Source organism: Hoeflea ulvae, assembly GCF_026619435.1.
GTDB classification, from domain to species: domain Bacteria; phylum Pseudomonadota; class Alphaproteobacteria; order Rhizobiales; family Rhizobiaceae; genus Hoeflea; species Hoeflea ulvae.
Genome location: NZ_JAOVZQ010000001.1, coordinates 1,042,304 through 1,060,702, shown reverse-complemented (window position 1 = coordinate 1,060,702; position 18,399 = coordinate 1,042,304). Strand labels below are relative to the sequence as shown.

Here is an 18,399-nt window from a genome sequence, read left to right as displayed (position 1 = left end):
GTTTTTCGGGTCACGATGTCGCATCATACCCGAAATGGCCAATTTTTTACGTTTACGCGAACGTCAAAATTTAGTAAGTGAGTCCGTGAGGATCGCCGGGCTATCGTGCCTGATGCGACGACCGTACAAGGGATGAGGATCCATGCCAGTCTTCAAGGCACCAGTCGACGACACGCTTTTCATTCTCAATGATGTGCTTGGCTACGAGCGCTACATGAATCTGCCCGGCTTTGCCGATGCAACCCCCGACCTTGTCGAGGCCATCCTGCACGAGGGCGCGCGGATTGCCGAAGAGGTGATGCTGCCGCTCAACCAGATTGGCGACCAGGAAGGCTGCACCCGTCATGACGACGCGACGGTCACGACGCCGAAAGGCTTCAAGCAGGCCTACAAGCAATATTGCGAAGGCGGCTGGCTCGGGCTTGCAGCACCAGCCGAATTTGGCGGCCAGGGCCTGCCCTACACGCTGCACACCGCCGTTTCCGAATACATGATCTCGGCCAACCTGTCGCTGCTGATGTATCCGGGCCTGACCCAGGGCGCCATCGCCGCGATTGCCGAACACGGATCCGACGAGCTGAAAACAAAATTCCTGCCGAACATGATCGACGGGACCTGGACCGGCACCATGAATCTGACCGAGCCGCATTGCGGCACCGATCTGGGACTGCTGCGCACCAAGGCCGTGCCGCAGGACGACGGCAGCTACAAGATTTCCGGCCAGAAGATCTTCATCTCTGCCGGCGAACACGACATGGCGGACAACATCATCCATCTGGTCCTGGCCCGCATCGAGGGCGCTCCGGAAGGCGTGAAGGGCATCTCGCTGTTCATCGTGCCGAAATTCATGGTCGGCGACGACGGCTCGCTGGGTGACCGCAATCCTGTGACCTGCGGCTCGCTCGAAGAAAAGATGGGCATCCACGGCAACGCCACCTGCGTGATGAATTATGACGACGCCACCGGCTATCTGATCGGCACTGAAAATGCCGGTCTCAAGGCGATGTTCGTGATGATGAACGAGGCCCGTCTCGGTGTCGGCCTGCAGGGCCAGGCGATGGGCGAAATCGCCTATCAGAATGCGGTCGCATATGCGCGCGAGCGTTTGCAGGGCCGGTCGCTGTCGGGCGCCAAATATCCCGACAGGAAGGCCGATCCGATCATCGTGCATCCCGACGTGCGCCGCACCCTGATGACCATCCGCGCTTTCAACGAGGCCGGCCGCGCCTTCATGCTGTGGACGGCACTGAAATCCGACGTCGCGCACAAGTCCGATGTCGAGGCCGATGTTCAGCAAGCCGACGACCTGCTCACCCTGGTCACCCCGGTGGTCAAGGGCGTGCTCACCGACAAGGGCTTTGACCATGCGGTGATGGCGCAGCAGATGTTCGGCGGCCACGGCTACATCGAGGAATGGGGCATGAGCCAGTATGTCCGCGATGCCCGCATTGCGATGATCTATGAAGGCGCCAACGGCATCCAGGCGCTGGATCTGGTCGGCCGCAAGCTCGGCCTCAATGGCGGCCGCGCGGTGATGGCCTTTTTCAAGGAAGTCGGCGATTTCTGCGAGGAAAATCGCGGCAATGACGAGCTGGCGCTCTACACCAAGGGCGTGAAGAAGGGTCTCAACGATCTGCAGGCCTCGACCATGTGGCTGATGCAGAACGCCATGGCCAAGCCCGACAATGCCGGTGCCGCCTCGACCGACTACATGCATCTCTTCGGGCTTGTGGCGCTGGGCTACATGTGGGCGCTGATGGCCAAGGCCGCAGTGGAAAAACGCGCCGCCGGCGCTGATGGCAAGGAAGAATTCCTCGCCTCCAAGCTGCTGGTCGGCAAGTTCTACATGGAACGCATCATGCCGGAAACGAGTTTGCGCAAGACACGCATCGAAACCGGCTGCGAGACCATGATGGAACTGGCCGAGGAGGCCTTTAAACCCGGTCAGCGGCTTGAATTGAGACTGCCGGCGGGCGCGTTCATGCGCCCGCCTCGAGCTTCGGGAGGAAGACATGGCGACTTTGCCATCGGAAGTGCTTGGCGTACCCCGTCCGGACTGGATGGAAGACGATGTCGCGATGCTGGAAGACATGGCCTATCGCTGGCTCGAAGCCGAGGTCGCGCCGCATTACGACCGCTACGAGAAACAGGAAATGGTCGACCGCAGCGCCTGGGAAGGCGCCGGTGCGGCCGGTTTGCTCTGCGCGGCGATGCCGGAAGAATATGGCGGCTCGGGCGGCACCTATGCCCATGAGGCGGTGATCGCCGAAGCGCTTGGACGCACCGGCACCGACGGTTTCGGAATTGCGCTGCACAACGCCATCGTCGCGCCCTATATCCTGCACTTCGGCTCGGAAGAGCAGAAGAAGGCCTGGCTGCCGAAGATGGCCTCGGGCGAGTTGATCGGCGCCATTGCTATGACCGAGCCCGGCGCGGGATCGGACCTGCAGGGCATCAAGACGACGGCGAAGAAGGATGGCAATCACTACGTCATCAACGGCTCAAAAACTTTCATCACCAATGGCCAGCACGCCAATCTGATCATCGTGGTGACCAAGACCGACGCCAGCAAGGGCGCGAAGGGCGTGTCGCTGATGGTGGTCGAGACCGACGAGGTCGAGGGTTTTCGCCGCGGCCGCAATCTCGACAAGGTCGGGCTCAAGAGTAACGACACATCGGAGCTGTTTTTCGATCATGTGCGGATACCGACGGCCAACATGCTTGGCACCGAGGAAGGCCAGGGCTTTGCCCAGCTGATGACCGAACTGCCGCAGGAGCGGCTGCTGATTGCCAATCAGGGCATCTCGATGATCGAGCGGGCGCTGGCTATCACCATCGACTACGTCAAGGAACGCCGCGCCTTCGGCAAGGCGATCATCGAGTTCCAGAATACCCAGTTCAAGCTGGCGGAACTGAAATCGGAAGCCACGATGGCGCGGGTGTTCGTCAATCACTGTATCGGCGAGCATCTCAAGGGTCAGCTGACCTCGACCACCGCATCGATGGCCAAGTATCTGGTCTCGGATCTGCAGTGCAAGGTGGTCGATGAATGCGTGCAGCTGCATGGCGGCTATGGCTACATGAATGAATTTCCGGTGGCGCGGATGTTCCGCGATGCCCGGGTGCAGCGAATTTACGGCGGCACCAACGAAATCATGAAACTGCTGATCGCAAGGAGCCTGTAATCCGATGACCGATTTTACGCTTGATTGCTTTTTGGAGAGCGGCAATGCCTACAAGGCTGCCTTGATGCTGGAACTGTGCGGCGCCGGCTGGACACCGCGGCGCGTGGCTTTTTCTCCGGCCAGACCCGGTCGGCGGATTACCGGGCGCTCAACATCATGGGCGAAGTGCCGGTGCTGACCCACCACAAGGTGGATGGCGACGTGGTGCTTAGCCAGTCCGGCACCATCCTCGATTACCTGTCGCGGGAATTCGACCGCTTCGGCCCGGCCAATGAGGACGAGCGCCGTGAAATCCTGCGCTGGCTGCTGTGGGACAACCACAAGCTGACCAGCTACACCGCGACCGCGCGATTCATGAGCCACTTCCAGAAAAAGCCCGATGACCCGGTGACGCAGTTCCTGCAGGCCCGCGCCGTCAGTGCCTGGAAGGTGCTCGAAGCGCATCTCGGAAACCGCGATTTCGTGGCCGGCGGCCACCCGACAATCGCCGACCTTTCGCTGTGCGGCTATCTGTTCTGGCCCGATCAGATCGGCATGGATCCGCAATCCTATCCCAATATTGCCGCCTGGCTCGACCGTATCGCCGCCCTGCCCGGCTACAAACGCCCAGAAGAGTTGATGCCGAGCGGGATCGATCCCGCAACGGCAACTGCCTGACCCGAACCAAAACCTGGAGATCACCGCAATGGTTGATGTATTTGTCTATGATCACGTCCGCACCCCGCGGGGCCGCGGCAAGAAAGACGGAAGCCTGCATGAGGTTCCCACCGTGCGGCTGGCATCGCACATGCTCGAAGCCCTGCGCGACCGCAACGGACTCGACACCAGCACGGTTGACGACATCATCATGGGCTGTGTCGATGCGATCGGCGAAGCCGGCGGCGATATCGCGCGTGCGGCCACCTTTGAAGCCGGCTATGCCACCGAAGCGCCCGGCATCCAGATCAACCGCTTCTGCGCCTCCGGCCTCGACGCCATCAATCTCGCCTCCGGCAAGATTGCCTATGGCGCCGACGACATCATCATCGCCGGCGGCGTGGAATCGATGTCGCGCATCGGCATCGGCGCCCAGGGCGGCGCCTGGTTCATGGATCCTTCGGTCAATATCCCGGCCTATTTCATGCCGCAGGGCATTTCCGCCGACCTGATCGCCACCAAATACGGTTTTTCGCGCGACGATGTCGACGCCTATGCCATGGAAAGCCAGAAGCGCTCGGCGCATTCCTGGGAGAACGGCTATTTCGACAAGTCGGTGGTGCCGGTCAAGGACATCAACGGCCTGACCATTCTTGCCCGTGACGAGCACATGCGGCCGGGCACCGACATGCAGGCGCTCGCCAGCCTCAACGCCTCGTTCGGCATGATGGCCGAGATGGGCGGCTTCGGCGCCGTCGCCATCCAGGCGCATCCGGAAATCGAAGCCATCAACCATGTCCATCATGCCGGCAACTCGTCGGGCATCGTCGATGGCGCCAGCCTGGTGCTGCTCGGCTCGAAGAAGGGCGGCAAGTCGATGGGCCTGCAACCGCGCGCAAAGATCCGCGCCTTCGCCAATATCGGTTCCGATCCGGCGCTGATGCTGACCGGCCCTGTCGATGTCACCGAAAAGCTCCTGAAGCGCGCCAAGATGAAGATCGAGGACATCGACCTGTTCGAGCTCAACGAGGCCTTCGCCGCCGTGGTGCTGCGCTTCCAGCAGGCCTTCGACATTCCGTCCGACAAGATCAACGTCAATGGCGGCGCCATTGCCATGGGCCATCCGCTCGGCGCCACCGGCGCGATGATTCTGGGCACCGTGCTGGATGAACTCGAGCGCCGTGATCTCAACACCGCTCTTGTCACGCTGTGCATCGGCGCCGGCATGGGCACCGCGACGATCATCGAACGCGTCTGATTGGAGAGCTATTATGAGCAATGAAATTTACACCGTAGACGTCGACAATGACGGCATCGCGCTGGTCACCTGGGATATGGCCAGCCGGTCGATGAACGTGTTCACGCAAGAGGCGCTGGAACAGCTTGACGGTCTGGTCGACCGCTTTGTCGCAGACGACGCCGTCAAGGGCGTGGTCTTCACCTCCGGCAAGTCTTCCTTTTCCGGCGGCGCTGACCTCACCATGATGAAGACCATGCTGGCCGGCATGGCGGAAGAAAAGCGCAACAACCCGGAAAAAGCCCAGCAGATGCTGTTTGATCAGGTCGGCCGGATGAGCTGGCTGTTCCGCAAGATCGAAACCTGCGGCAAGCCGTGGGTCTCGGCCATCAACGGCGTGTGCATGGGCGGCGCTTTCGAGCTGTCGCTGGCCTGTCACGGCCGGGTCGCCGCGGATTCGCCCTCGGTCAAGATGGCGCTGCCCGAGGTCAAGGTCGGCATCTTTCCGGGCGCCGGCGGCACCCAGCGGGTGCCGCGCCTGACCAATGCGCAGGACGCGTTGCAGATGATGACCACAGGTCAGTCGCTGACACCGGCGCGCGCCAAGGCCATGGGCCTGATCCACGACGTGGTTGAACCGAAGAAGCTGGTTGCCGCCGCCAAGGCGATGATCAAGGGTGGCCTGTCGCCGGTTGCGCCATGGGACGTCAAGGGCTTCAAGCTGCCCGGCGGCCAGATCTGGTCGGCCCAGGGCGCGCAGCTCTGGCCTGCAGCGTCCGCCATCCTGCGGCGCGAGACCCAGGACAATTACCCCGCTGCCAAGGCGATCCTGCAGAGCGTGTTCGAAGGCCTGCAGGTTCCTTTCGACACGGGCCTCAGGATCGAGCAGCGCTATTTCAGCCACATCCTGCAGACACCTGAAGCCCAGGCGATGATCCGCTCGCTGTTTGTCTCGCTGCAGGAGATCAACAAGGGCGCTCGCCGTCCCGAAGGCATCAAGCCGACCAAGTTCCGCAAGATCGGCGTTGTCGGCGCCGGCTTCATGGGCGCGGGCATTGCCTATGTCACGGCCAAGGCCGGCATCCCGGTGGTGCTGATCGATCGCGATCTGGAAGCCGCGGCCAAGGGCAAGGCCTATTCCGAGGATCTGGTCAAGAAGGGTGTCCAGAAGGGCAAGACCACCAAGGAAGAAGGCGAGAAGCTTCTGTCGCTGATCACCACGTCGGCCGATCACGCTGATCTCGCCGATGCGGACCTGGTGATCGAGGCCGTGTTCGAGGACCGTGACGTCAAGAAGGCGGTGACCGAGTCCATCGAAGAGCAGATCCGGCCGACAACGGTCCATGCCTCGAACACCTCGACGCTGCCGATCACCGGGCTTGCCAAGAACTCGAAACGTCCGAAGAACTTCATCGGCATCCACTTCTTCTCGCCTGTCGACAAGATGCTGCTGGTTGAGATCATTCTCGGCCGCAAGACCTCGGACAAGGCGCTGGCCGTGGCGCTCGACTATGTCGCCGCGATCAAGAAGACCCCGATCGTGGTCAACGACACCCGCGGCTTCTTCGTCAATCGCTGCGTGCTGCGTTACATGAACGAGAGCTACAACATGCTGGCCGAGGGCGTGCCGCCGGCAATGATCGAGAATGCGGCGAAGATGGCCGGCATGCCGGTCGGACCGCTGTCGCTCAATGACGAGGTGGCGATCGATCTTTCACTGAAGATCCTTCGCGCCGCAGTCGCCGATCTGGGCGAAAAGGCGGTCGATCCGCGCCATCTGGCGCTGGTCGAACGGATGGTCGAGAAGGAAGGCCGCCTGGGCCGCAAGAACGGCAAGGGGTTTTACGACTATCCGGCCAAGCCCGCCAAGAAGCATCTCTGGCCCGGCCTCAAGACGCTCTATCCGCAGCTCGACCCGGCCAAGGTGGATGTTGAGGAGCTGAAGAACCGCTACCTTGCGGTGATCGCGCTGGAGGCCGCGCGCACGGTGGAAGAAGGCATCGTCACCGATCCGCGCGAAGCGGATCTGGGCACCATTCTGGGCTTCGGCTTCGCGCCCTATACCGGTGGTGCGCTGAGCTATATCGACAGCATGGGCGCCAAGGCCTTTGTCGACATGTGCAAGGTGCTGGCGCGCAAATATGGACGCCAGTTCCGCGCGCCGAAGCTTCTGGTCGAGATGGCCGAGAATGGCGAGACCTTCTACGAACGCTTCAATCCCTACGGCGAAACCAAGGCCGCCGCATAGGCGGGCCGCTGATTACCGAATGATCAAACGGGCCTTCGGGCCCGTTTTTTTTGGTCAGGTTTTCGCTGCAACCAGCGTGTAGCACAAGGGCAGCTGCGCCGGCCTGCCGGCATAGATTTCGTAGTCCACCTCGCGGTTGCAATGCGGGTATTCGGTCAACTCGCGGATCTGCAGCCCGGCCTGAACGCAGCCGGTGACAATGGCCCCCATGGTGTGAAACTGCCAATAGGACGGCGGCGCCTTGCCGGTTGCCGATCCGTCATAGACAATCTCATCATCGCTGACGAAGGGGTCGGTCCGGAAATAGGAATATTTCGGGCTATGCGGATCGCTGCCCGACGGCTCGAACATGTCGAGAACCGGATGGGTTTCATAGATCACAAGACGGCCGCCCGGCACAAGCAGCGAGGCAACGATATTGAGGAACCGGGAGAGATCGGGCATCCAGTTGAGCACCCCGATGGTGATCAGCGCCAGATCGAACTGCCCGGCGAGACCGTCCGGCAGGCCATAGACATTGGCGCAGACAAAGCCGGCCTTGCCGCCCTGCGGTGACACCCGGCGCAGCTCCTCGGCCTGGGCGAGGAAAGCGTCGGACTGGTCGATGCCGGTTACGGTGGACGCGCCCAGCGCCAGCATCGACAGAGTTTCGCGCCCGTTGTTGCAGCCGATCTGCACCGCGCGCGCATCCCGGACACCGTTCCCCTCCAGAACCCGGGTGATGACCGGATCAAGCGTCGAAAACGATGCCTGGGCAAAGCCCGCCAGCTGGCGACTCCATTCCCGGCTCTGGCGGTGACGGATTGCGGAGGCATTCCAGGCCAGCCGGTTGGCCTCGACTGTGGTGGTGATGTCCAGTGTCATCGGCACGATCTCCCTCAAACCGGTGCTTGGAGCACCACGGCAGCCCGGTGTCTCACGGGCTCAGCCGGCGAGTGCTGCAATCCACAACAAGCCCGTCAAACAGCACGAAAGGCCCTTGCCGCCCGACAGCCGATTGGGCACTGTCGGCACAAAGGGAGGACCAATCAATGCCAGCCATCGATTACTATTTCTACTGCGCCTCGCCGTTTACCTATCTTGGCCACAACAAGATCTGCGAAGTGGCCGAGCGCCACAAGGTCACACTCAATTACAAACCGGTCAACCTGTTCGCCCTGTGGGACGTTTCCGGCGCGGTGCCCCCGGGCCAGCGTCCGCCGGTGCGCCAGCGCCAGCGGCTGGTCGAGCTGCAGCGGCTTGCCGCCTGGCGCGGATTGCCGATCAAGACCGCGCCTAAACACTGGCCGGTGGACGCAGCGCTCGCCGACAGGGTGATCATCGCGCTGGTCGAGGACGGGCACGACCCGCGCTATTTCATGCACAAGGTCCTGTCCGGCGTCTGGGCCCATGACGACGACATCGCCGACGAGGCAACGCTGACCTCCTATCTCTCGCAGGTCGGCCTTGATGCCATGCCAGCGCTGAAGGATGCCAAGACCGACCAGATTGCCGCGATCCGGGAGCGCAACTCAAAGGACGCCATTGCCGCTGATGCCGTCGGCGTGCCGACCTATGTGTACAATGGCGAGGCGTTCTGGGGTCAGGACCGCATCGAGCTGCTCGACGAGGCGCTGACCACCGGCCGTGCCCCCTATCATCCGCACTGAATCATGCTTCCGGCATTGGCCCATCCGGGCGCAAGGATATTTTTCCTATGTCACTTTACTTGACGGTTGCCGATCATGTAAAAAGGATACGCCCTGGCCGCGATCGTGCGGCCCGGGGCCTGTCTTGAACCAGCGGGAACCTCGCCATGCTCTCGCATGATCGCATCTGGTCAGCGCTTGACGCGCTCGCCGAACGCCACGGGCTCACCGCCTCGGGGCTGGCGCGGCGTGCGGGACTGGATCCCACGGCGTTCAACAAATCCAAGCGGTGCGGCGCCGACGGCCGCGACCGCTGGCCCTCCACGGAATCGCTTTCCAAGGTTCTTGGCGCGACCGGCGCCTCGCTCGATGAATTCATGAAGCTGGTGCAGGGCGATCAACCGGTGGCCGACACCGGCTTTCCCGACGGCGCATTCCCGCCGCAAACCGGCTCCATTCCGCTGCTCGGCTTCGCGCAGGCAGGGTCCGGCGGATTCTTCGACGATGGCGGCTTCCCCGCGGGCCAGGGCTGGGATGTGGTGGAGTTTCCCGCAGCCCCTTCCAACCGGCCCGGCGTCTATGCGCTGGAGGTCCAGGGCGACAGCATGATGCCGCTTTATCGCGATGGCGATATCCTGGTTGTCGAACCCGGCGCCCAGATCCGGCGCGGCGACCGGGTGGTCGTGCGCTCGCGCGACGGAGAGGTGATGGCCAAGGTGCTCAACCGGCAAAGCGCGAAATCGATCGAGCTTGTCTCGCTCAATCCCGACCATCCCAACCGCAGTTTCGACCTCAGCGAGATCGACTGGATGGCCCGTATCATCTGGGCAAGCCAATAGCGCGGGGGTGCGGCCGATTGGCCAAATCCGTGAGCGGCAGCTTGTGCAGCGCAGGCGCACTTCTTATCTAAGACCAACATTGAACAGAGAGATTGCCGATGACCGAACGTGTTACCACCCATGACGCCCTGATCTATCTGATGGTCACCATGTCTGCCGTCGACAAGGCGATGAACGACGCCGAACTGGCCCGCATCGGCCGCCTCGTCACTTTCCTGCCGGTGTTTGACGGCTTTGACGAGGAACGGCTGATCGATGTGACCCGCGCCGCCGCCGAAATCCTCAAGGGTCCTGAAGGGCTCGACATCATTCTCGAGGTTCTGCGCGACGCGGTTCCGCACAAATTCTACGACACGGCTTACGCCCTGGCCGTGGAGATCGCTTCGGCCGACTACAATATCCAGCAGGAGGAAATCAGGCTGCTGCAGATGGTGCGCGACCGGCTGGGCCTCGACAAACTGACCTGCGCGGCTATCGAACGCGGCGCGATCGCACGGTTCCGCAGCGCCTGACACGCAGCCCGCGCCAAAACGCCGGGAAACCGCTCACCAGATCGTGTGTCGCCAGCAGCAGCAGGCTGTGGCACGAAAGTGCCGGTCCACAAGACGGAGACACGACATGACGCTGCTGGGACTGTCCGAACCGGTAATCCGGCTGCTCGCCTTTTCGACGATTTTCATCACGCTGGCCGTCATCGAGCTGCTGGCGCCAAGGCTTGAGCGCGAGGAAATGCGCGGCGCGCTGAAATCCCGCCGCTGGATCACCAATCTGGCCATGGTGCTGCTCTCCTCCGTGGCACTCCGGATCGTGTTTCCGCTGGCCGCCGTGGGCACCGCCCTGTGGGCGCAGTCACAAGGGCTCGGCCTGTTCCCGCTGCTCGGCCTGCCGCTTTGGCTGGCCGGAATTCTGGCCTTCGTGGTGCTCGATTTCTCGGTCTGGCTCGAACATCTGGTCAGCCACAAATGGCCCTTGTTGTGGCGCATTCACCGCATACACCATGCCGACACCGGTTTCGACCTGACCACGGCACTCAGATTTCATCCGCTGGAAATCGTGCTGTCGATGGTCTGGAAGGCCGCCGTCATCATCGCGCTTGGCGCGCCGCCGGTGGCGGTGCTGGTCTTCGAGATCGTGCTCAATGGCGCAGCCATGTTCAACCACGCCAATATAAAGCTGCCCAAGGCAGTGGACGCGGTGTTGCGGCTTGTCATCGTGACACCCGACATGCACCGGATCCACCACTCCACCGACCCGCGCGAGACCGACTCGAATTACGGCTTTAATCTGGCCATCTGGGACCGGATGTTTTCGACCTATACCCGGGCGCCGCGCCGCGGCAATACCGGCATCGAGATCGGTCTTTCGGAATGGCGCGACGGCCGCACGGCCAATCTCGGCTGGGCCCTGGCCCTGCCGTTCAGGTTCGCGCCCAGGCCAAGGCCCGCGCCCAAGGCGGATCAGTAAAGCCCGTTGGGAAACCAGCGCAGATAAAGCTCGGTGAAGCGGCCATTGCGGTTGAGGCTGGCCAGCGCATGATCAAACGCCGTGGCCAGCGCTGCATTGCGCGGGGCCACAGCAATGGCCAGGCCTTCGCCCAGATGCGCCTGGGAAAAATAGGGGCCGTCGAAAAAGGCGCAGCACCCGTCTGCGGCCTTGCTCGACAGCCAGAACGACAATTGCAGCCCGTCGCCGAAGACGGCGTCGACCTGCCCCCCTTGAGCGCATCGAACATCCATTCCGAACGGGAAAACGTGACCGTGCGGATCTCCGGAAACCAGTCCCGCAGCATAGCCTCATGCGCGGTGCCATCCATCACCCCGACCCGCCGCGCGGCAAGCGCCTGGGCATTTTCGCCGCCCGGTGCAGCATCCTTGCGCAAGGCAAACCGCGCGGGCAGGGCCAGGTAGGTTCGCGTGAAACGGTGCGTGGCGCGGCTTTCGGCGGTGATCGCAAGGCCTGAAATCAACGCCTCGGCCTGGCCTGTCTTGAGCGCGCTTTCAAGCTCGGACCACGGCAGGCCCTGTATCTGGCATTGCGGCAGCACACCCAGCTCATCGCAGATGGCGCGGGCGAGATCGACGTGGAAACCGGCGATGCGGCCGGTCTGGTCGAGAAAGCTGAAGGGCGGAAAATCCACCGTGGTGGCAAAGCGAATGCGCCCATAGGCCTTCAGATCCGGCATCGGGATGCGCTCGCGCGGGTCCATGTAATTGGGCACGAGGATGTCCCTCGCCTGAGCTGGCGGCATGGCAAGGGCCAAAAAAGCCGCCAAAACGCATAAAATGCGCGAAATCCCCTTGTTTTTTAGGGGTGCAATCATTCGCGCATTCACTACCATAGATTTAGTATCCTATCGCAACCGTCATGTGTTTATCAGAGTCATGGCCCCAAGCAAAACCATCGATCTCAGTATCCCTGGCAGATTTCGACCGCAATTGCCCCGGGCCGCCAACACCGACCGCAGGGCTGAAAAACCATCCCGCAATTCTCGCCTGCCTGACGACGAAGCACGGTTTTTCCTGGGGTGTGGGATCGGCAAACCCCATGTCGATGCAGCCGCCCGGGCCGCGCGCAGCAACGCCACCACCATCGAAGCCGAGCTGCTGGCCGAAGGCCTGATCGAACCGGAGCTCTACTACCGCTGGCTGGCCGAGGAAATCGGCCTTGTTTATCTCGGGCATATCGATCCCGCGGAAGTGGTCGGGCTCCCGTCCATGGATGCGTTGTTGCGGCGCAATGGACCGCTTCGCCTGTCGCGCGAGCAGGGCCAGGTCACGGTGATCATCCCGGAAGCCCGTCATCTGGCAGCCCACAAGGCGCGACTTGAAAGGCACCCGGCGTTGCGCCAGAGCCTGGCGGTCTCCTCGCCCGCCACCATCCGCGAGGCGGTGTGGCAGGCCGGTGCTGACGAGCGGGTGCGCAGAACCACCTTCCAGCTCGACCAGGATGATCGCAATGCCAGCGCGCGGCGGGTCATGACCGGGCCTCAGGGCTTCATGCTGGCAACGGTGCTGTTTTACGGCATGGCCGGGTTTCTGCTCTGGCCATTCATGGCCTTTACCGCCCTGCACGTGGCGCTGACCCTGTTTTTCGGCGGCGGCATCCTGCTGCGGCTGGCGGCTCTGGTGTCATCGCTGTGGCGCCCGGCGCGGCAGCGGCCGCCGGCCGCGAATTCCGACGGCGGGCTGCCGATCTACACCATCCTGATCGCGCTGCGCAACGAAGCCGGGATGGCCCCGGCCATCGTTTCCCGGATTTCGGCGCTGCGCTGGCCCAGAGCCGCCTCGACATCAAATATGTCTGCGAAGCCGAAGACGAGGCCACCATTGCCGCCCTGCTGGCGCAGCATCTCGGTCCCGACAGCGAGATTGTCCGGATCCCGAATTTCGGGCCGCGGACCAAGCCGAAGGCGCTGCAATACGCGCTGCAGGGCGCGCGCGGCTCGCTGGTGGCGGTCTATGACGCCGAGGACAAGCCTGCGCCGGGACAATTGCACGAGGCCTGGAACGCCTTCTGCAACGGAGGCCCAAAGCTGGGCTGCCTGCAGGCCCCTCTGGCGATTGCCAATCTGCGCTCGAGCTGGACCGCCGGGCTGTTCGCCCTCGAATATAGCGGCCTGTTTCGCATTCTGGTGCCGTTCCTGGCCCGCACCGGCATGCCGATCCCGCTGGGCGGCACGTCCAACCATTTCCGCCGCTCGGCGCTGGAAGAGGTTGGCGGCTGGGATCCCCACAATGTCACCGAGGATGCCGATTTGGGCATGCGGCTTTACGCCAATGGCTACCGCACCGGAACGCTGCACAGCGCCACGGTGGAATCCGCGCCGGTGTCGCTCGATGTCTGGACCCGGCAGCGGACCAGATGGTTCAAGGGTTGGGCGCAAACCTGGCTGGTGGCGATGCGGCACCCGGTTAAGACCTGCCGCAGCCTCGGCGCCTGCGGCTTCGTGGTGTTCCAGCTGATGATTGCCGGCATGCTGGTGTCCGCGCTGGCCCATCCGCTGATGTTCGTCTTCATCGCGCTGACCATGGCCTGGCTCGCCTCGGGCGGACAGCCGCATGTCTCGACACTGCACCATGTTTTGATGTGGACCGACATTGCCAATATCGGCGGCAGTTACCTGACCTTCATCGCCACGGGATGGCGCGGCTTTACCGGGCATGAGCGAACACGGCTGAAGCGGCGCTGGCTGTTGCTGACGCCGGCCTATTGGCTGCTGATGTCCTATGCCGGCTGGCGGGCGCTCAAGCAGTTGGCGACCAATACGCATCTTTGGGAAAAGACCCCGCACCCCGTCAGTCCGGAATGGGCCGCAGTCGCGCCATCGGCGGATGCTGCGGGCGGCGTGGAGCGGGTGAAGGGAATCGAACCCTCGTCGTAAGCTTGGGAAGCTTCTGCTCTGCCATTGAGCTACACCCGCGAAAGCCGGGCGATTTTTGGCGCTGAACTCCTGCCGTGTCAAGCTGCATTGATCGGCGATGACCGCTTGACTGGCTGCCGGGCCAACCACATATGAGGAGCGCCCCGCTCCAACCCAGATTGCCCCATGTCCCAGCTCAAAGCCCTGCTCACATCCCGGCGTTTCGAATTCGCGATCACCGCGCTGATCATCCTCAATGCGATCACGCTCGGGCTGGAGACAGTGCCCGAGGCGGTGGAACGGTTCGGCGGACTGCTGAGCCTGCTCGACCGGACCATCCTCGGCATCTTCGTGCTGGAAGTGGCAGCGCGGCTTGCGGTCTGGCGGCTCGATTTCTTCCGCGATCCCTGGCGGGTGTTCGACTTTCTGGTGGTCGGGGTGGCACTGGTGCCGGCAACCGGCGCGCTGTCGGTGCTCAGGGCGCTGCGCATTCTCCGGGTGCTCAGGCTCATCAGCATGGTGCCATCGCTGAAACGGGTCGTGGGCGGGCTTGTCGGGGCCTTGCCGGGCATGGGATCGATCATGCTGCTGCTGACGCTGGTGTTCTATGTCTTCTCGGTGATGGCGACCAAGCTGTACGGAGACAGTTTTCCCGATTGGTTCGGCTCGATCCCGGCCTCGGCCTATTCGCTGTTCCAGGTGATGACGCTGGAGAGCTGGTCGATGGGGATCGTCAGGCCGGTGATGGAAGTTCACCCGATGGCGTGGGCCTTCTTCATCCCGTTCATCGCCTGCACCACGTTCACCGTGCTCAACCTGTTCATCGGCATCATCGTGTCGGCCATGCAGGAAGAGCATGAAGCCGAGGCCACGGCTGACCGTGAGGCCATGGCGTCGGACCAGAGCGCGATGCTGAGGGAACTCAAGGCGATCCGTAAGGAGCTGGCGGCCTTGCGCGCCGAGACCGGGTCACGCGTCAACTGACGGCAACTTGCCGCAAACAACGACCGCGAGATCTCAGGCGCGAAAATGTTTCGACAGTTTCAGGCCCTGCGCCTGATAATTCGAGCCCAGACCGGATCCGTAGAGCGCGCCCGGGCGCTCCAGCATGCGCTCATAGATCAGCCGGCCGACGATCTGGCCGTGCTCGAGAATGAAGGGCACTTCGTGGCTGCGCACTTCAAGCACCGCGCGGCTGCCGGCGCCGCCGGCGTCGGAATGACCGAACCCGGGATCGAAGAAGCCGGCATAATGCACACGGAACTCGCCGACCAGCGGATCGAACGGGGTCATTTCCGCCGCATAGAGCGGCGGCACATGCACCGATTCCCGGCTGACCAGAATGTAGAATTCATCGGGATCGAGGATCAGGTCGGCCGAGCCACGATTGTGCAGCGGCTCCCAGAAATCGAAAACATCATGGGCTGCGCGCTTGTCGACATCGATGACGGCGGTGTGGTGCTTGCCGCGATAGCCGATCAGACGATCAGGCCCCTGCCCCATCAGGTCGATCGACAGCGCGATGCCGCCGCCCGACACATTGGGTGTGTCGGAGGCAACCAGCGTTTCGGCGCTGTGCAGCCTCGACAGCTCGTCCTCGTCAAGCACCGCGTGGCCTTGGCGAAACCGGATCTGCGACAGCCGCGAGCCGGTGCGCGCCACGATCGGGAAGGTGCGCGGGCTGACTTCCAGCCACAGCGGGCCAGTGTAGCCCGGCGCGATCTTGTCGAACTCCTGGCCGTAATCCGTCATCACCCGAGTGAAGATATCGAGCCGGCCGGTCGAGCTCTTTGGATTGGCGGAAGCCGAAATCTCCGGCGGCAGCGCCAGGCTTTCGAGAAGCTGGACCATGTAGACGCAACCGGTCTCGAGCACGGCGCCCTCGGAAAGGTCGATCTCGTGCATGCTCAGCCGCTGCAGCTTGTCTTCTACGCGGGCAGACGGGCCCGGCAGGAAGCTGGCGCGCACCCGGTATGCGCGGGCGCCAAGCCGAAGGTCGAGGCTGGCGGGCTGGATCTGGTCGGCATCAAGAGCGCGGCCGGAGGAGAGTTTTCCAGCGTCAAAGAGCGCCTGAATTGCGCGGTCTGAAAGAATGCCAGCTGCCACTGTCTGCCCGCTCCAGTTTGTAAGATGCCTTGATGGCAAGGCGAAGCGATTGACGCAAGCGCCGGAAGCCCCTAAAAGCAGGTTTATCCCGTGGTGATTTGGCCGACCGGCTTGCAGCCACGTTAAACAAGTCGCTAAAATGGTCGGGTTGCAAAACCGGCTGGCGACTTCGCAAGCCGGTTTTTTTGTATGTTGGACGAAGATCATGACAAGCACCCGACAATTCCGCCCCGCCACCCAACTTGTGCATGGCGGCACCAGCCGTTCAGGATTTGGCGAGACATCCGAAGCAATCTTTCTGACGCAGGGCTTTGTCTATGACAGCGCCGAGGCGGCGGAAGCGCGATTCAAGGGCGAGGACCCGGGATTCGTCTATTCCCGCTACGCAAACCCGACCAATGACATGTTCGAAAAGCGCATGTGCCTGATGGAAGGCGCCGAAGATGCGCGCGCCACCGCGTCGGGCATGGCGGCGATTTCGGCGGCATTGCTGTGCCAGCTCAAGGCAGGCGACCACGTGGTTTCGGCCCGCGCGCTGTTCGGCTCCTGCCGCTGGGTGGTGGAGACACTGCTGCCGCAATACGGCATTGAATCCACCCTGGTGGATGGCCGCGATCTGGCCAATTTCGAAGCCGCGATCCGGCCCAACACCAAGGTGTTCTTCCTCGAAAGCCCGACCAATCCTACGCTTGAGGTGGTCGATATTGCCGGCGTGGCAAAGCTCGCCAACCAGATCGGCGCCAAGCTTGTGGTCGACAATGTCTTTGCCACCCCGCTGATGCAGAAGCCGCTGGAACTGGGCGCCCATGTGGTGGCCTATTCGGCGACCAAGCACATTGACGGCCAGGGCCGGTGTCTCGGCGGCGTGATCCTGTCGGACAAGGACTGGATCGACGAGCATCTGCACGACTTCTTCCGGCACACCGGTCCGTCGCTGTCGCCGTTCAATGCCTGGACCCTGCTCAAGGGCCTGGAAACATTGCCGCTCAGGGTGCGGCAGCAGACCGAGAATGCGACGAAGGTGGCTGATTTCCTGGCCGACCATCCGGCGATTGCGCGGGTGATCTATCCCGGACGCGCCGACCATCCCCAGGCCGATATCTGTGCCAAGCAGATGAAGGGCGGATCAACCCTGGTGGCAATCGAGCTCAAGGGCGGCAAGGCCGCTGCATTTGCGATGCAGAACAAGCTTGAGGTGGTCAAGCTCTCCAACAATCTCGGAGACACGAAAAGCCTGATCACGCATCCGGCGACCACCACACACAAGAACCTGGTGGAAGAGGCGCGCGCCGAACTCGGCATCGGGCCCGGCGTGTTGCGGCTTTCGGTGGGGATCGAGGATGCGGATGATCTGATCGAGGATTTCGATCACGCGCTCTCAGGACTGTGACGGCTCATTGGGAAACTCTGCCCTCGCCTGGATGATCCGCGACAGCGCGGTGTAGAGGCAGATGGCGGCAAACACCCAGGCCACCGGTGCAAACCAGGCCGGCCACAGGCAGAACAGCACGAACACGAAGATGGTCTCGCTGGCTTCGGCGAGACCGGTGGTGAAATAGATCGATTTCACCCCGCGCGCGGTGGTGCTGAGGCCGCGTTTTTCAGCCACGACCGCATAGGCCAGAAAGCTCGCGCCATTGACATAGAATGAAAAGATCAGCGCTGCCCCGGCCAGGCCGTTGGCTGCCGGGTCAAGGATGACAAATCCCAGCGGAATGACGCCGTAAAACGCAAAATCCAGGGTGATATCCAGATAGCCGCCAAAATCGGTCTTCCGCGAGGCCCGCGCCACGGATCCATCCAGCCCGTCACAGATCCGGCTGACAAGGATCAGCACCAGCGCCGCGCCGAGATATCCCGACGCGATCAGCCCGGCCGCGGCGAGGCCAAGCAGGCAGGCAAACAGCGTCACATGGTCGGCGCTGACACCCCGGCTGGCCAGCCATCTGCCGACCCGGTCGAGGCCGGGCTGGATCAATTTGCGTGCGGTTCCGTCCATCATGCCGGGCTCTCCTTGTCGTGGAGCACGTGATAGCGCGAACGGCCTCAGGCGTCACGCACGGCCAAAGGCAAGCTTCATCACAATCAGGTCAACACAAACGGGGATTCAGGCGCCTGGCGCATGCCGAAATGCTTGACGCAGGCAATCCGCTGTACGAT

At 62.7% G+C, this 18,399-nt stretch carries 15 protein-coding genes, 1 tRNA gene, 2 pseudogenes and 1 riboswitch; of the genes and pseudogenes, 12 read left to right on the top strand and 6 right to left on the bottom strand.

The features are described 5' to 3' along the window. Positions 1-142 precede the first annotated feature (142 nt). The 5 genes and pseudogenes from OEG82_RS05020 to OEG82_RS05000 form a co-directional block, all read left to right on the top strand. A pseudogene (locus tag OEG82_RS05020) lies at positions 143-1,936 on the top strand (acyl-CoA dehydrogenase C-terminal domain-containing protein); the annotation flags it as partial. 76 nt (positions 1,937-2,012) lie between these two features. Next, positions 2,013-3,185, top strand: coding sequence for an acyl-CoA dehydrogenase family protein (locus tag OEG82_RS05015; protein ID WP_267611348.1), 1,173 nt, complete (start codon positions 2,013-2,015; stop codon positions 3,183-3,185). Positions 3,186-3,260: 75 nt separating this feature from the next. Beyond that, the gene (locus OEG82_RS05010) at positions 3,261-3,842 is read left to right on the top strand and encodes a glutathione S-transferase family protein (protein ID WP_267611347.1); all 582 of its coding nucleotides are present in this window, start codon (positions 3,261-3,263) and stop codon (positions 3,840-3,842) included. A 28-nt stretch (positions 3,843-3,870) separates the two neighbouring features. Continuing rightward, a complete protein-coding gene (locus OEG82_RS05005) occupies positions 3,871-5,079 on the top strand; it encodes an acetyl-CoA C-acetyltransferase (RefSeq protein ID WP_267611346.1) in 1,209 nt (402 codons plus the stop codon). A 13-nt stretch (positions 5,080-5,092) separates the two neighbouring features. Continuing rightward, positions 5,093-7,306: a 3-hydroxyacyl-CoA dehydrogenase NAD-binding domain-containing protein gene (locus OEG82_RS05000; RefSeq protein WP_267611345.1), complete on the top strand. Its 2,214-nt coding sequence runs from the start codon at positions 5,093-5,095 to the stop codon at positions 7,304-7,306. A gap of 54 nt (positions 7,307-7,360) precedes the next feature. Here the strand turns inward: OEG82_RS05000 and OEG82_RS04995 are convergent, their stop codons facing one another. Continuing rightward, a complete protein-coding gene (locus OEG82_RS04995; protein ID WP_267611344.1) occupies positions 7,361-8,170 on the bottom strand; it encodes a class I SAM-dependent methyltransferase in 810 nt (269 codons plus the stop codon). Positions 8,171-8,337: 167 nt separating this feature from the next. Between OEG82_RS04995 and OEG82_RS04990 the strand changes: the two genes are divergently transcribed. From OEG82_RS04990 to OEG82_RS04975, 4 genes are all read left to right on the top strand, one after another. Beyond that, a complete protein-coding gene (locus OEG82_RS04990; protein WP_267611343.1) occupies positions 8,338-8,955 on the top strand; it encodes a 2-hydroxychromene-2-carboxylate isomerase in 618 nt (205 codons plus the stop codon). A 146-nt stretch (positions 8,956-9,101) separates the two neighbouring features. Beyond that, a complete protein-coding gene (locus OEG82_RS04985; RefSeq protein WP_267611342.1) occupies positions 9,102-9,773 on the top strand; it encodes a helix-turn-helix transcriptional regulator in 672 nt (223 codons plus the stop codon). A 98-nt stretch (positions 9,774-9,871) separates the two neighbouring features. Further along, entirely contained in the window at positions 9,872-10,285 is a 414-nt protein-coding gene (locus OEG82_RS04980) for a tellurite resistance TerB family protein (RefSeq protein ID WP_267611341.1), read from the top strand. 106 nt (positions 10,286-10,391) lie between these two features. Continuing rightward, positions 10,392-11,237, top strand: a complete 846-nt coding sequence (locus tag OEG82_RS04975) for a sterol desaturase family protein (RefSeq protein WP_267611340.1) — start codon at positions 10,392-10,394, stop codon at positions 11,235-11,237. Here OEG82_RS04975 and OEG82_RS04970 read toward each other — a convergent pair. Together OEG82_RS04970 and OEG82_RS04965 are read right to left on the bottom strand one after the other, a co-directional pair. Further along, positions 11,231-11,991 (bottom strand): annotated as a pseudogene (locus tag OEG82_RS04970) (transporter substrate-binding domain-containing protein). The gene OEG82_RS04975 and the pseudogene OEG82_RS04970 overlap by 7 nt on opposite strands. Before the next feature lie 124 nt (positions 11,992-12,115). After that, positions 12,116-12,844 (bottom strand): hypothetical protein, encoded by a 729-nt coding sequence (locus OEG82_RS04965; RefSeq protein ID WP_267611339.1) that lies wholly within the window; start codon positions 12,842-12,844, stop codon positions 12,116-12,118. A 65-nt stretch (positions 12,845-12,909) separates the two neighbouring features. On the opposite strand from OEG82_RS04965, the gene OEG82_RS04960 reads away from it, so the two are divergent. Further along, complete coding sequence (locus tag OEG82_RS04960) at positions 12,910-14,154, top strand: glycosyltransferase family 2 protein (protein WP_267611338.1); 1,245 nt, start codon at positions 12,910-12,912, stop codon at positions 14,152-14,154. Here OEG82_RS04960 and OEG82_RS04955 read toward each other — a convergent pair. Then, a tRNA-Gly gene (locus OEG82_RS04955) sits at positions 14,120-14,193 on the bottom strand. The genes OEG82_RS04960 and OEG82_RS04955 overlap by 35 nt on opposite strands. Before the next feature lie 126 nt (positions 14,194-14,319). On the opposite strand from OEG82_RS04955, the gene OEG82_RS04950 reads away from it, so the two are divergent. Then, positions 14,320-15,117 (top strand): ion transporter, encoded by a 798-nt coding sequence (locus OEG82_RS04950; RefSeq protein WP_267611337.1) that lies wholly within the window; start codon positions 14,320-14,322, stop codon positions 15,115-15,117. A 33-nt stretch (positions 15,118-15,150) separates the two neighbouring features. On the opposite strand, the gene OEG82_RS04945 is transcribed toward OEG82_RS04950, so the two are convergent. After that, on the bottom strand, positions 15,151-16,239 hold the full coding sequence (locus OEG82_RS04945; RefSeq protein ID WP_267611336.1) for a 2'-deoxycytidine 5'-triphosphate deaminase: 1,089 nt from the start codon (positions 16,237-16,239) through the stop codon (positions 15,151-15,153). Between the two features lie 80 nt (positions 16,240-16,319). After that, positions 16,320-16,398: riboswitch (SAM riboswitch) on the top strand. Positions 16,399-16,444: 46 nt separating this feature from the next. Between OEG82_RS04945 and OEG82_RS04940 the strand changes: the two genes are divergently transcribed. After that, positions 16,445-17,629: an O-succinylhomoserine sulfhydrylase gene (locus tag OEG82_RS04940; protein WP_267611335.1), complete on the top strand. Its 1,185-nt coding sequence runs from the start codon at positions 16,445-16,447 to the stop codon at positions 17,627-17,629. Here OEG82_RS04940 and OEG82_RS04935 read toward each other — a convergent pair. Then, positions 17,618-18,241, bottom strand: coding sequence for a CDP-alcohol phosphatidyltransferase family protein (locus tag OEG82_RS04935; protein ID WP_267611334.1), 624 nt, complete (start codon positions 18,239-18,241; stop codon positions 17,618-17,620). The two genes, OEG82_RS04940 and OEG82_RS04935, sit on opposite strands and share 12 nt — an antisense overlap. Positions 18,242-18,399: the final 158 nt, after the last annotated feature.